Consider the following 13,719-nt stretch of genomic DNA (forward strand, 5'->3'; position numbering starts at 1 on the left):
GTCAACCTCAGGCATTCAATTCTAAAAATGACCTAGTATGAATTTGCTTGAAAAAGCATATGTACATCACTGATCACGCCTTCTTTAAAGCCGCCTTCACAATAACAAAGATAGAAATCCCACATCCGTATAAAATTATCATCAAACCCTAAAGCCAAAACTTGCTCACGGGCTGCCAAAAAGCGTTCACGCCAATGGTGGATCGTTACAGCATAACTTTGTCCAATATCTTCGAGATGTTTCAGTGCCAGTTTTTGTTCGGAAGCTTTCTGAGTCAACACACTGATACAGGGAATAAAACTACCGGGGAAAATGTATCGTTTAATATAATCCACCGTGGTTAGGGCTTTTAAATAACGTGCGTCTTCAATGGTAATGGCTTGAATCAAAGCCAAACCATTTGGTTTTAATAATTGGCGGCATTGTTTGAGATAGGTTGATAAATATGCCTCACCCACTGCCTCGACCATTTCGATCGAAACCAATTTATCGTATTTTCCTTCAAGCAAACGATAATCTTTGAGCTGAATATCCACACGGTGCGATAACCCAGCTGCTTCGATCCGTTGCTTTGCTTCTTGATACTGGGCTTCAGAAATCGTAATCGTTGTGACTTTACAACCATAGTTTTGTGCCGCATATATGGCAAAGCCACCCCAGCCACTACCAATCTCAACCAAATGATCCATGGGTTGTAATTTCAGCTTTTGACAGATCAATTCCTTTTTATAATCAGATGCTTGTTCCAAGCTCATCTGCTCATTTTGAAATACTGCACTGGAATACATCATAGAATCATCTAAGAATAATTTAAAAAAATCATTACTAAGATCATAATGCTCTGCAATATTTTTACGGCTTCCAGAAATTGAGTTATGACGCGTTTTATACCAAGCTTTCAGTAAAAACTGGCTGGCTTGAGAGATTACATTTTGATTGATTTTATCAAGCAAATGACGATTACGAGACAAAAGCTGGATCAAACCAACTAAATCTTCACAATGCCAATAGCCACGAATATAACCCTCAGCAGCGCCGAGTACACCGTTCTTTAAAATGAGATCGAACAATTGTTTGTCGTGAACATCGACCTCGACATGTAAATCAGCCTGTTCGCCCACGGTACCATTCCATAAACCACGAAATGTAATTTGACCATGGCGCAGCTTAAATAAGCTTTTAAGTACCCAAGGGAGCGAATCTTGTTCACCGAAAATGAGAGTTTTCATAATGTTCTTTTCTATCCTTCTCTTTATTTGGGTGTCGATAAAATGGAACTTTTTTCTTCCATAAACGAAACGCTTGTAGATAAATTTGCGCTAACATTTTGAAAGGTTCAAAGACATGATAAATAGCATATCGACGTAGTTGTGAAGGCTGCGTGATGTCCGATAGGGTAAAGCGCATATTTGCATCAAATATCTTTTGTTGTTGTTGATAGAGCTGCATATAGATTACATGCTGCTGCATTGAAAAATGAAATCGCCAGCGATAATCAAGCTGCATCGGCATGAAAGGTGAAACATGGAAAGATTTTTCAAAATCAAATTGATAACCTTGGAAGTCTGAACGCTGCTGAGCTTGTATTCTACAATCATGCACATACACCTTCCGTTCATTCCAAGGCGTATTGGTAATCTCACTTAAAATAAATAAAGGCCGTTGCTGTGCAGCGAAAATAAAATAGAACACGACTGAGTTAAAACGAAATCCTAAACTTCTTGGCAATGCCAGTATTCGAATATTCGTATGATTGGGTAATATGCTGTCAGTCTGTTGTAAAATGATCCGCTTAATTTTTTCTCGAATTGAACCTGATTGGTCGGTCAAAAAATCTTGAGGATATAAATTCAACAAACTCCAATGGCGGTCTGAGCATAGTCTGGATTGACTGAGTAAACTCGAGAGTTGCTCAGGATCAAACCAAAGATATTTGAGATCAGCTGAGAATTCGTGTGCTTTGGGTTGAAAACGCCGATGCCGTATCTGAGCGGAAGCGATGGCAAAAGAACTATTTAGCATAGCTCAACCCCTTGCCGCTCAGACACTGCAGACATCTGTTCAATCTGTGTCACGACACGCTCTGCACTTCTTGCACCATCTTCATGAAAACCCCATCCCCAATACGCGCCACAAAAAGAGCTACGATGCTGCCCATTGATTTCCAGCCAACGTTTTTGTGCATCAATCGCCTCAGCATTAAATACGGGATGTCGATAATGTCGTTCAATTAAAACTTTGTCTTGAGCAATGTTCAAATTGGGATTTAATGTTGCAAAGATTTGAGTTTTACAGGATAAGTTCTGCAACTTATTCATCCAGTAACTAAAGCCGTAATGTAAGTGTTGCGATGATGACGATATTGTATTTTGATCTTGAGTAACATGAACATGCCAACTCGCCCACTGAGAACGACGCTTCGGCATGATGGATTGATCGTGGTGAACCACCATATGGTTATCTTGATAACCAAACTGCCCTAATACATTTTGCTCCAACTGCGTCGCGTCCGTTAATAGCGCCAAAGTATCATCCGCATGACTGGCAAAAATTACCCAATCGTACTGTTCTACACCTTGCTGAGTTGTCACACTCACCCGATCTAAGTGACGTGTCACAGCGTCGACTGCCATCGCTCGCCATCGGATATTTGGGCACGATTTTCGGATCGCCGCGATATATGCAGATGAACCACCTTGCACCGTTTGCCATTGTGGGCGTTGCTTCAGCTGTAACATGCGATGATGCTGAAAGAAACTGACGACAAATTTATAGGGAATTTTCCCGACCTGATCGACTGGGCTCGACCACAATGCACCGCACATCGGATACAAGTGTTCATGTCTAAAAGCTTCTGAATATGCATGCCGATTTAAGTACTGATCAAGGGTCAATTGTGTATCGCAATCTGCAACCACCACTTCTTTGTTGTTGTCATAAAAACGAATCAAATCCCTTAACATTTGTAGAAAATCTTTTTTAAAAAAATTCTGCGGCTTAGCAAATAATGACCATTTTTTTGAAGGGTTATACTGCAAGCCTGTCACAAAGTTATTTACTGAAAAACTCATATCACTACTTTGCGACTTGACCCCTAACTCAGCAAGCATTTCACTAAACAAAGGATAGTTGTATTCATTGAATACGATAAAACCACTATCTACTGCAAGTGACTGACCTTCGAGATGAAAATGATGCGTATCTGTGTGGCCCCCAAAATAATCATTCTTTTCAAATATAGTGACTTGATGTCGTGGTGAAAGCTTCCATGCAGCATAGAGTCCAGAAATACCTGATCCAATAATTGCGATTTTCATGAGGACTCCCCCTGTTCGACTTTCTGTTTATTGAGATTTATTTGTTGAGAATAAGATTTTCTTGCGTCATATACTCGTTGAGGAACAGGTTTCATCCCCCAAACCAATCCCATATAACTCATTATTTTTAATAAATAATAAGTAATATCGATTTGCCACCAGTAAAAACCTTGACGTACGCTACCTGCATAAAAATGATGATTGTTATGCCAGCCTTCACCTAAAGTAATAATTGATAAAATAAAGTTATTCCGACTGTTATCTGAAGTTTCAAAATCACGGCGACCATATAAATGGGCCATAGAATTAATGCACAAGGTGGCATGAGTTAATAACACGGTAGAAATCACAAATCCCCATACCAAGAGCTGTAACCCAGATGTTGCCAATTGTGGCTGTGCAACCGCTAACCATTCTCCAAGTCCATAAATGGACGCAGCCGTTAGCAGAACCACAGGTAAACTAAAGCGATCAAGCCAAATAAGTTCAGGATATTTAAGCCAATCTTTCACGACTTCTTTACGGATTGTAAAATTCTGCTCATTGAGAAACCATCCAATATGGCTGTACCAGAAGCCATATGTCGAAGAATGCGGGTCTTGTGCAGTATCAGTATAACGATGATGGTAACGGTGATGCGCTGCCCACCATAAAGGACCGCGCTGAGCACTCATTGTGCCAATCAAAATAAAGATAAACTGAACTATGCGGGAGGTTTGAAACGTCTTATGGGACAAATAGCGATGAAAAAAAGCAGTGATTGCAAACATGCGAATCAGGTAAAAAAACACCATAAAAATAACGGCAAACCAAGACACACCAACCCAAAACACCGCCAAACAAGCTACATGCAACAAGATAAATGGCAAAATTCTAAACCATTGAATGTGAGTATCTTTCGCTGTATGTATAGAATCAACTTTTGTATTTAAATTGGCATTCGGTGACCAACTATCGATCCATAGCAGAAAAAATTTAAGCATTTTGGCATCCTAGTTCGGATCATAAATATTCTTTTTATGATGTTAATAATACTGATATGAATTTTGCGTGAAGCCATTTCACTGGATGCCGCACCGAACTAAATTTTGGATTCATTTTATTTCATATTTTTAGCAAGTTATGAAGCACTTATACCTCATAACTCATCTAAAGAAAACGATTTAATGGATTGAAATTTAGGGACTCTTATGTGAGGTTTTGACCAATTGACTTACGTCGTAACCGTATTGACGCGCTGTTTGGACGTAATCATTGTAGATCTGCTCATCAAGTGTAGGGGTTCTAGACAGAATCCAAAGATATTTCTGACTTGGTCCACCCACCAATGCCACCTGATAGTTTGGATCTACACGTAAAACCCAATAATCACCTTTGGTAAATGGAACCCAACGTAAACCTTTTGGCAGGAAACTCACTTTTAATTTACTTTTGCCTTCATTTTGGGCATAAGCGACACCCTCTGCCTGATCAATTTGATTCTGTTTATTACGACAACGATTCACCACATTGACTGTATTGTCTGGATTTAATTTATACTCAGCAGTCGTATCACCCATGCAATTGCGCTGGAAGAACATCGGGAAATGAGCAATTTCGTACCATTTTCCAGCATATTGTTGAATATCAATACGTTCCACAGCTTGATTTTTGGATACTTCTGATTGAGCAAATGCAAAACTTGAAAACAGGGCTAAACAACTACTAAAAAATAATTTTTGATACATAAGACCTATCCATTTGCTTTGAATAGCAATAAGCCTAATCAATCCTATGTGAACATTCTGTGATGTGAAATTTACGAGAAATCAAAATCTGTCGCAAAATGATTTAAGTCAGAGAATTATATCGACATTTATAAACGCTTAAGTCGTTTATTAGGGCTGTTTTTTAAAGATTCAGCCCGTATAGTGTTTATGTTTAAGTCAGAAAATAACAGTTAATCTATGTTTACACTTTCGATTACACCAAGATTTTATGAAACAGATGCTTTTGGCCATATCAACAATACTGTGATCACAGGTTGGTTTGAAACTGCACGCGAACCCATCTTCCGTCTTTTTAACCCGAGTATGGTAATCAAAAATCTACCTTTGATTCTGGCGCGCGTTGAAGTCGATTTTGTTGCCCAAATCTATTACGGTGCTGATATCGAAATAAAAACGTGGATTGAGCACATTGGAAATTCTTCTTTCATTGTCGCACATGAAGCGTGGCAAAATAATCAATGCGTTGCCCGCGGCAAAGCAGTACAAGTTTATTTTGATTTCATTACACAGAAATCAAGCCCGATTCCTGAGCCAGACCGTATACAGTTACAACAACATGTTATCTTGGTTTAAGTGGTCACATGTTGTTCACTCATTTAACGTCATCTTTTAGGGATAAGACATTAAGAGCACGATGTTACTCATCTTGAAACGTGAATTATGATTTGAATCAGATTGATCTATTCATCCGTATAGATGACAAAATTATCGCCACGACAAAAACTTGCTAAAGTTAAATTTAATTTTTTTGCCATCTCAATCGCCATACTGGTTGGGGCTGAAATCGTGGCCAGCAAAGCAATGTTGTATTGAGCGCATTTGCGAATCAACTCATAACTAGCGCGGCTGGTCATGACAACAAAGCCATCCGCAACATCTAGTTTTTGTTCTGCCAAATAACCTAATAATTTATCCAATGCATTGTGTCGACCTACATCTTCAAATAAAGCGATGATCTGACCTTTAACCACCCAAGCAGCAGCATGTGCCCCACCCGTCAGTTCACTGATCGTTTGTCGCACTTTTAGTTGCGCCATGGCATTGGGAATTTGACTTAACCAAGAGGAATTTAATTGGGTAGTGACACTCGGCAGATCAAAATAGAATTGCTCAAGACTTTCAATGCCACATAATCCGCATCCAGTACGTCCCACCATCATACGCCGATGTTCTTTTAATGCCATAAAAGCTCGAGATGAAATCGTCATTTCGACCTGCACACCCAGATCATTTTGACTGATTTCAACAGAATATAATTCATTTAAATGCTGTAAAATTCCTTCGGACAAGCTAAAGCCTTTGGCGAAAACCTCGATATCGGACGGTGTTGCCATCATCACTGCATGAGAAATTCCGTTATATATCAAAGCAACAGGATATTCCTGCACAATATAATCTAGCTCATGTTCAGAAATATTTTGATGGATACGGTGCACTTGCACCGCTTCATAACCGCGTGTTTTGGTAGTCAACTATAACCTCTTTGATATTTCTCATTCAAAAATTAAACATCGAATGAGTTATACCCCACTGACCCGCTGATTGGCATGCTCTGGATCAACTTCATCTGCCAAATTAAAATGTTCGGGTGCTTTTCCAGCATGAAGAATGACAGGAATACTCTTCGATGCAGGCGTCTTGGCATATTTATCATGGTTTCCTAATGCAACCAATGGATTAGTTTCAGGATAATATGCAGCCAAGCTTCCGACGGGTATGTTATATGGCACGATACGGAAACTATGTACAATCCGTTTCACACCATCAGAGAATACACTTTCAATATCCACCCATTGATCAGCCTTAAAACCTGCCGCATCGATATCCGTTTGGTTCATAAACAACACACGGCGTTGACCATAGACCCCTCGATAACGATCATCCAGACCATACAAAGTCGTATTGTATTGGTCATGCGAACGCGTGGTCATTAAGGTATAAACCTGTTGTTCGCTATATGCTGCTGCATATTGATTTTCTGCATTCTCATAAACTTCTGCCAATGGCGTAATCAAAAATTGGGCTTTACCACTTGAGGTATTCCAAACATGTTGATTGGCAGGATGCTCTAAATGAAAACCACCCGGTTGATAAACCCGTTGATTGAAGTCATGGAATTCATCAAACACATCGGCAATCGAATCACGGATGCGATCATAACTTTCAATGTACCAACGCCATTTGACTTGGCTGTCTGGCAAAGCGGCTTCTGCCATCCGTGCCACAATTTCAGGTTCAGATAAAATATTGTCTGAGATCGGTGGATTACGTCCTGCAGATAAATGAACATTGCTCATGGAGTCTTCGACAGAAATTGCCTGTGGTCCATGCACTTGCATATCAACTTCAGTACGCCCCAAACACGGTAGCATCAATGCATTTTTGCCACACACCAAATGGCTTCGATTAAGTTTAGTAGTGATATTAACGGTCAAATTACAGCGTCGGAGTGCTTCTTGAGTATAAGGTGTATCGGGTGTAGCAACCGCAAAATTTCCACCTAAACCAATAAAGACTTTTACCTCTCCCTCATGCATCGCTTTAATCGTATTGACTACACCAAAACCATGTTTTCGTGGCGATTTGATCCCAAACACACGGTCAATGCTATCTAACAATTTTTCGCTTGGATTTTCATTAATGCCCATGGTGCGATCACCTTGTACATTACTATGCCCCCTTACAGGACATAAGCCAGAACCCGGACGTCCAATATGTCCTCTGGCTAACATCAGGTTAGCAAGCATATGAATATTGGCAGTCCCATGACGATGTTGCGTGATGCCCATGCCCCAACAGAAAATTGCGGTTTTAGCATCCCGATACATTTTTGCAATCGATTTTAAATGCTCTGGTGAAAGCCCTGTATATTTATGAATTTGCTGCCAGTCCGTGCGATCAACTTCAGCTAACATTTCATCGAAACCAATCGTATTTGTCGCAATAAAATCACGATCAAATACACTTGGTTTTCCTTGAGCCAAAGCCTTTTTGTCCCATTCAGATAAATGCTTGAGTACACCAAATAGCAGCGCATAATCTCCTCCAATTCTAGGCTGGAAATAATAGCGACTGATTGGCGTACTGCCATTGGTCATCATTTCCAAAGGTGCTTGAGGATCTTGGAAACGTTCTAAGCCACGCTCTTTAATAGGGTTAATCGCAATAATATTACCGCCTCGCTTTGAAACCTCTCTCAGCGTTGCCAGCATTCGCGGATGATTGGTGCCTGGATTGTGACCGAAACTAAAGATCGCGTCTGCCTGATCAAAATCATCTAAAGTAACCGTACCTTTTCCCAATCCAATTGAATCCTTTAAGCCAACGCTCGTAGTTTCATGGCACATATTCGAACAATCAGGAAAATTATTGGTACCGAAACTTCTTACAAAAAGTTGATATAAGAATGCTGCTTCGTTACTGGCACGACCAGAGGTATAGAATGCGGCTTGGTCTGGATGATCCAAGGCTTGTAAATGTTTGGCGATAAGTTGGAAAGCTTCATCCCAAGAAATTGGGACATATTTATCCGAGCCAGAATCATAACGCATCGGATCAGTTAAACGACCAAGGTCTTCTAAATAGAAATCACTCTGCTCAGCCAACCAACTGACGGTATGCTCTGCAAAAAATTCAGGGGTTACTGTCTTACTGGTTGCCTCAAAGGCGACTGCTTTAGCGCCGTTTTCACAGAAATTAAATGCATGAACATCTTTTTTCTCAGGCCAAGCACAACCAGGGCAATCGAAACCTGTAGGCTGATTAATATTGAGTAGCGTAATTGAACCCTTCTTTAAAATATCTTGCCTTTTGAGATTACGGGCAACACTAAGTAAAGCTCCCCAACCGCCAGCAGGTTGATCATATGGCTCAATTCTGGCATAACCATTGTTTTGTGGTTTATGAATAGGTTGTTCTGAGTTATCCATCAAGCTACCCTCATATCAGCTTTTCTCATTTTTACATGAGTAGAGTTAAGATGAAAGCAGCTTGTCTGACTATTCAAATTTTGCCTTAGGTCTTCCATTCTTTGTTTAAAAAAAGACCTAGATCGTCTAGGCCTTTTTATCATTTTTGAAAATAGGCTGTATGCATTATTCACCAGCTAAAGCACACTCAAAATTCGCCTTATCAACCGAACAACGTGCTTTCTTCAAAACAGACATCATGCTTGCATCGTAGATACCACGTTGAGTTAACTCAATCCGACCATCACGCATCATTTTTTGATACTTCAACTTATCTTCAGGCGTTAAATTCATTTTATATTTTGCTGGAATTTCTGCCTCTAAACGCTTAATTGTCGCAAAAATTTTTGGAAGTTGTTTAACAGAAAAATCACGGGATTTCTGACCAAAGCCTGCTGGGAATTTTTCAGGGCGTATCACGATATTGGCTGTGACTTGTAGTACTGGGAAGTTATACATCACCCCATTAGTGCCTAAACCCTTATGTAACTCTAAAGGTTTATAAGCATAAGCTGGCGCGCCAATCATATCTACCTGACCATTATTAAATTTAGCTGCAAAGTTTGAAATATCAGAAAGTACAGCTTGTGCGCCTACACGTTGTACAATCAGCTTCTGCGCATCATCATAGCCCAGTACAGCAAATTTCTTACCCGCTGCTTTTTCAATTGAATCAATGCTTTTATCACGTACAAAAATATATGCCGAACCTAAAGGTGAAATTCCAGCAACTTCATATTTATTACCATTGAGATTAGTGGTCATTTTAGCAGCATTACGAGGATCAGAAACGAAGGTAATTGCACGCTTTGCAATTTCATCACTTGGTACACCGCCAAGAGAGTCAATAGAACCGACAAACTTATTATATGGACGTGCGCGCATAGACGTCATTGCTACACCATCACATTTACCCGCCTTAAAATTATTATCAGCAACAGCCTCATCGGTGATTGCCAAAAGATTGATGTCAGCACCCCAACCTTTTGCTGCCAAAGTCCAATCCTGCATCATCTTATATGCTTCACCTGATTTTCCCAAAATATCAAATACACACACATCAATTTTCGCTTGAGCAGAAATTGATACTCCCATTAAAGAAGTTGTCATGATAGTAAGTGCAATTTTTTTCATAAGTTTTCCTTTAATTTACGGCCTTTACCGCTAGTGAACGTGCTAAGTAATCCAAGGCTTGTTGTGTATTTCCTTCAGACTCAGGATGAAATTTTGGTGAAATCCAACGAATCGTAGCTTTCACTAAAAATGTCAGTGTGGGGCCATTGTCTGTTGCTTTGGCCTGTTTATGATAAGTTGCCAACAGCGCGATTAAGCCCTTATTGGCAATCTTTTTTACTGATTGGTCTGGGTCCTGTCTACCTAAATGGCGACCCACATCTGCTAATACATAAATAAAAATAGGAAAGACTAAAGCCATTAAAAACTGACGATAAAGATAAAAAAGAATCGGATTCGGTAGCATGGATTTAAATAAATCATAAGCAACACAGCGATGTTCAACTTCCTCAGCTAAATGCCAACGGAACATATCTGCAATCACGGGATCAGCCTTATCCCATGACTTGTTATCCATACACCACTGCCCAAGCACACCAGTAAAGTGCTCGATTGCAGCAACCACACCTACCCTCGTAATTAACCAAAAATGTTCAAGCGGTTGTATTGCTAAAGCCTTAATACCTAAAGGGCTTTCACCCAAAAAAACACCAAAAATCCAGTTAATTTTTTTAAATGCAGGCTCAAGATCATAGCCATGCTGCCGAAGAAATTCTTGGGCACCTTGGTGAGCACGTGCATGTGTTGCTTCTTGTCGAATAAAACCTTTGACATCGTCACTTAGAATTGGATCATTTACATAAGGTAAAGCTTCGTTATAAACACGACAAAACCAAAATTCGCCTGCTGGTAAAATTAAGTTAATACCATTAATTAAATGAGAACATACAGGATCATTCGGAATCCACTGGACAGGAGAATTAGAAAAATCAAACCTTACAAATCTTGCAACAAGTTTGTGATGATGAGCAGTTGCATTCATAATTGCCTCAACTTTCCAGCTAAATTCAGAAAATTTCTCGAATATTAGAAATAGCCAAGATTTACTTAACTATTCTCCACTCAAAGAACACTCAAAATTCGTCCGTTCAACCGTACAACGAGCCCGTTTCAAAACACTCATCATAATGATTTTCAAACGACTCAACTCCATTGAAAGCAATAATCCGTTTTAAAACAGAGCCTATTTACACATGTGTTGATGAGGCTATTTTTAAATAAAAAAAAATGTTGTAATAGTTCTTGGTAAGCCATTTTGGTATCATTTTCCGACATTGCATGTTATGACGCTAAATAAAAAATTAGAAAAAACTGTTCCTGGTACCTATATCGCCTTGATGGTTGATGTGGTATCTCGTTGGGATATTTCTGCAGATGAATTATTAAAAGACTCAGGACTTCAGCCAGAACAATTAGTGCAACCCTTGTGGCGTGCTGATGCCAAAACTGTGATGGACATCCTTAAGCGTGCGCTTACACTCACCCAAGTTCCTGCTTTAGAGTTTGGTTTTTATTTAGGGATGCAAATGACTATCACTTGCCATGGTCTGATGGGAATGGCGGCTATGCTGGCTAAGGATGTCAAACAAGCACTGAATATTGCGCAAGAATTTATTTCACTCCAATCCAACATACATACAATCAAACTGGACGTTCAAGGGAATCATGCAATCATTTCATTCGAACAAACTGAGACTTATTATCTAGATGAAGTGATTCAAATTGCGTTGTTGCTTGGATTCGCACAAATGGGAAAAAGTATTTCTGGGCAGCCATTAACAGGCTTTGCTGATGTCCAATTTAGTAAACCTGACTATTTTGATAAATTGCTCCCCTTAATTCCCGGTGAAGTAAGATTTAATCGTCCCATTACTCGCCTAGAATTCAAAAAAGAAATTTTAGACCTTCCACTACTGCACTCAGACCCAATTGCTGAACGTCTTGCTCGAGAAGAATGTAAATTACAGTTACGTAAGTTATTACAGCAAAATAGCTTTAATAATATTATTGAAGATCTTATTTACGATGAAAGTATGGGAATTAGTTCTTTAACAGAAATACTTGAGAAAATGAAAATTTCAGAGCGTACTTTACAACGAAAGTTAGAAAATGAAGGAACCAACTTTAGAGAACTTGTTGACAAAGTAAGATGTGAAAAAGCAATTCAACTCCTTAACAATCCTAATTTATCTATTGAAAATATTGCCCATCACCTTGGATATACAAACGCTAAAAATTTTTCTCGCGCATTTAAGCGCTGGACAGGATCAACGCCTAGAAAACACTAATTTAAGAAGGCTTAAGTCTATTACTCCCAGCTATTTTTATAGCTATATTCACAAATGGGTAGACAGGGTTTTGTTAAGACTACCCATTGTACAATTAATATGGGATAAGACGATCATCAAATGTCGTTAGTGGCGAGCACTCAACTCACCATTAAATGAACAGAAGAATTAAATACGTACTCATGCTACTTGTTGTGTTGGACTGAATGCTGAACTTGGTTCACATTTTTCTGTTGTTGGGAAGGCATATAATCAGGCTGATGGCTTACTGCTAAAAAGAAAAACACCAAGAATAGACATCCTAGGAAAATACTAATTCCGACAGTAAGATACGGGAACTTCGATTGTGATTGAGACATATCATTTCTCCTCTTCAAATCCAAAAATTCAATGCGATGACAACTCGTTTATAGATAAAGCTCTAAAATTGGCACCATTTTGAATACGTGTTTGCATGTATTCGCCATAAACCGATAATTTTTCAAAGATATGTTCGGAATAAAACATATCCTCAATGAGATGTGTTGCTTGCAGTTCGCTAAACTGGCCTATCTGGGCAATCAACGGCGTATTCAATTGAGAAAACAATGCACAAAGATTTCGATGAAACTCATCTTTCGTTTTAAACAATAATTTTCGGGTATTCATCACTTCATCATTTACAATAGAAGGCTGCTTATCCGCATAAATCACATGGATTTTGACCTCAAAATAATCCTGTAAAATACAAAGTTGCGCCTCATCTATACTCAAATGTGTAATCAAAAATACCTCTGATACATCGCTTCGACACAAGGCTTTAACCAAACCACGATACAAAAAATCTAGCTCTTTTCTAGGCTCATCAACAAGATCAACATATAAGTTTAAGCTGTGTAGGGTTTCTTCAATTTTTAAATTAACACTTCTATCTGATTGATAATATTGATTTAGAATCTTAAATACAGGCGGTGAATACAATGTGTTATAAATCACAGACCGATTTAAGTTAGCTATGATCAATGGTGCAAAAAGGTACGCAAGATTATTGTCATTCTTAGCAATTTGGGCTTGAGCAATAAAAATCACACGTGATTTAGAAAAATTTCTTAAAACTTTTGCTCTGAGTAGCGTCGCTTCTAAATTGACATATTCAAGACATAACTTCTGCTGTATCCATTCAGAAGGTTGCTGCTCTGGAAAAAGCTGAGTTATTGCATTGAGTTCTGAGGTTATAAACTTCATTGATGCTCCAGCCAAATACGAAACTTGAGTTCCAACAATTTAGTTTTTGAGTAATTAAACTAACTGCTTGGTTGATAGC

The 13,719-nt window shown here is 39.0% G+C and carries 13 protein-coding genes and 1 pseudogene; 2 read left to right on the plus strand and 12 right to left on the minus strand.

The genetic code is table 11. The features are described 5' to 3' along the window. Positions 1 to 32: 32 nt before the first annotated feature. The 5 genes from DK207_RS03095 to DK207_RS03115 all read right to left on the minus strand — a co-directional run bounded on the left by DK207_RS03095 (position 33) and on the right by DK207_RS03115 (position 5,044). A complete protein-coding gene (locus DK207_RS03095) occupies positions 33 to 1,229 on the minus strand; it encodes a class I SAM-dependent methyltransferase (RefSeq protein WP_416224656.1) in 1,197 nt (398 codons plus the stop codon). Next, complete coding sequence (locus DK207_RS03100; RefSeq protein ID WP_109439936.1) at positions 1,207 to 2,022, minus strand: DUF1365 domain-containing protein; 816 nt, start codon at positions 2,020 to 2,022, stop codon at positions 1,207 to 1,209. Before DK207_RS03100 ends, DK207_RS03095 begins: the two co-directional genes overlap by 23 nt. Continuing rightward, a complete protein-coding gene (locus tag DK207_RS03105; protein WP_109439937.1) occupies positions 2,016 to 3,317 on the minus strand; it encodes an NAD(P)/FAD-dependent oxidoreductase in 1,302 nt (433 codons plus the stop codon). Before DK207_RS03105 ends, DK207_RS03100 begins: the two co-directional genes overlap by 7 nt. Beyond that, positions 3,314 to 4,300, minus strand: a complete 987-nt coding sequence (locus DK207_RS03110) for an acyl-CoA desaturase (RefSeq protein WP_109439938.1) — start codon at positions 4,298 to 4,300, stop codon at positions 3,314 to 3,316. The genes DK207_RS03105 and DK207_RS03110 overlap by 4 nt, the downstream gene beginning before the upstream one ends. Before the next feature lie 195 nt (positions 4,301 to 4,495). After that, positions 4,496 to 5,044, minus strand: a complete 549-nt coding sequence (locus tag DK207_RS03115; protein WP_109439939.1) for a lipocalin family protein — start codon at positions 5,042 to 5,044, stop codon at positions 4,496 to 4,498. Between the two features lie 219 nt (positions 5,045 to 5,263). Between DK207_RS03115 and DK207_RS03120 the strand changes: the two genes are divergently transcribed. Then, positions 5,264 to 5,659, plus strand: coding sequence for an acyl-CoA thioesterase (locus DK207_RS03120; RefSeq protein ID WP_109439940.1), 396 nt, complete (start codon positions 5,264 to 5,266; stop codon positions 5,657 to 5,659). A 107-nt stretch (positions 5,660 to 5,766) separates the two neighbouring features. On the opposite strand, the gene fdhD is transcribed toward DK207_RS03120, so the two are convergent. From fdhD to DK207_RS15730, 5 genes and pseudogenes are all read right to left on the minus strand, one after another. After that, positions 5,767 to 6,558 (minus strand): formate dehydrogenase accessory sulfurtransferase FdhD, encoded by a 792-nt coding sequence (fdhD, locus tag DK207_RS03125; protein ID WP_109439941.1) that lies wholly within the window; start codon positions 6,556 to 6,558, stop codon positions 5,767 to 5,769. Positions 6,559 to 6,606: 48 nt separating this feature from the next. Then, positions 6,607 to 9,015, minus strand: a complete 2,409-nt coding sequence (locus DK207_RS03130) for an FdhF/YdeP family oxidoreductase (protein ID WP_109439942.1) — start codon at positions 9,013 to 9,015, stop codon at positions 6,607 to 6,609. A 165-nt stretch (positions 9,016 to 9,180) separates the two neighbouring features. Then, positions 9,181 to 10,188: a putative solute-binding protein gene (locus DK207_RS03135; RefSeq protein WP_109439943.1), complete on the minus strand. Its 1,008-nt coding sequence runs from the start codon at positions 10,186 to 10,188 to the stop codon at positions 9,181 to 9,183. A 10-nt stretch (positions 10,189 to 10,198) separates the two neighbouring features. After that, entirely contained in the window at positions 10,199 to 11,110 is a 912-nt protein-coding gene (locus DK207_RS03140; RefSeq protein ID WP_109439944.1) for a metal-dependent hydrolase, read from the minus strand. Positions 11,111 to 11,179: 69 nt separating this feature from the next. Beyond that, positions 11,180 to 11,254, minus strand: a pseudogene (locus tag DK207_RS15730) (RND transporter); the annotation flags it as partial. Between the two features lie 157 nt (positions 11,255 to 11,411). Between DK207_RS15730 and DK207_RS03145 the strand changes: the two are divergent. Continuing rightward, complete coding sequence (locus DK207_RS03145; protein WP_109439945.1) at positions 11,412 to 12,416, plus strand: AraC family transcriptional regulator; 1,005 nt, start codon at positions 11,412 to 11,414, stop codon at positions 12,414 to 12,416. Positions 12,417 to 12,601: 185 nt separating this feature from the next. Here the strand turns inward: DK207_RS03145 and DK207_RS15735 are convergent, their stop codons facing one another. Together DK207_RS15735 and DK207_RS03150 are read right to left on the minus strand one after the other, a co-directional pair. After that, positions 12,602 to 12,775: a cbb3-type cytochrome oxidase assembly protein gene (locus DK207_RS15735; protein WP_162540198.1), complete on the minus strand. Its 174-nt coding sequence runs from the start codon at positions 12,773 to 12,775 to the stop codon at positions 12,602 to 12,604. Positions 12,776 to 12,803: 28 nt separating this feature from the next. Beyond that, a complete protein-coding gene (locus tag DK207_RS03150; protein WP_109439946.1) occupies positions 12,804 to 13,640 on the minus strand; it encodes a hypothetical protein in 837 nt (278 codons plus the stop codon). Positions 13,641 to 13,719 lie beyond the last annotated feature (79 nt).

The sequence above is a fragment of the Acinetobacter haemolyticus genome, assembly GCF_900406815.1.
Lineage (GTDB): Bacteria > Pseudomonadota > Gammaproteobacteria > Pseudomonadales > Moraxellaceae > Acinetobacter > Acinetobacter haemolyticus_A.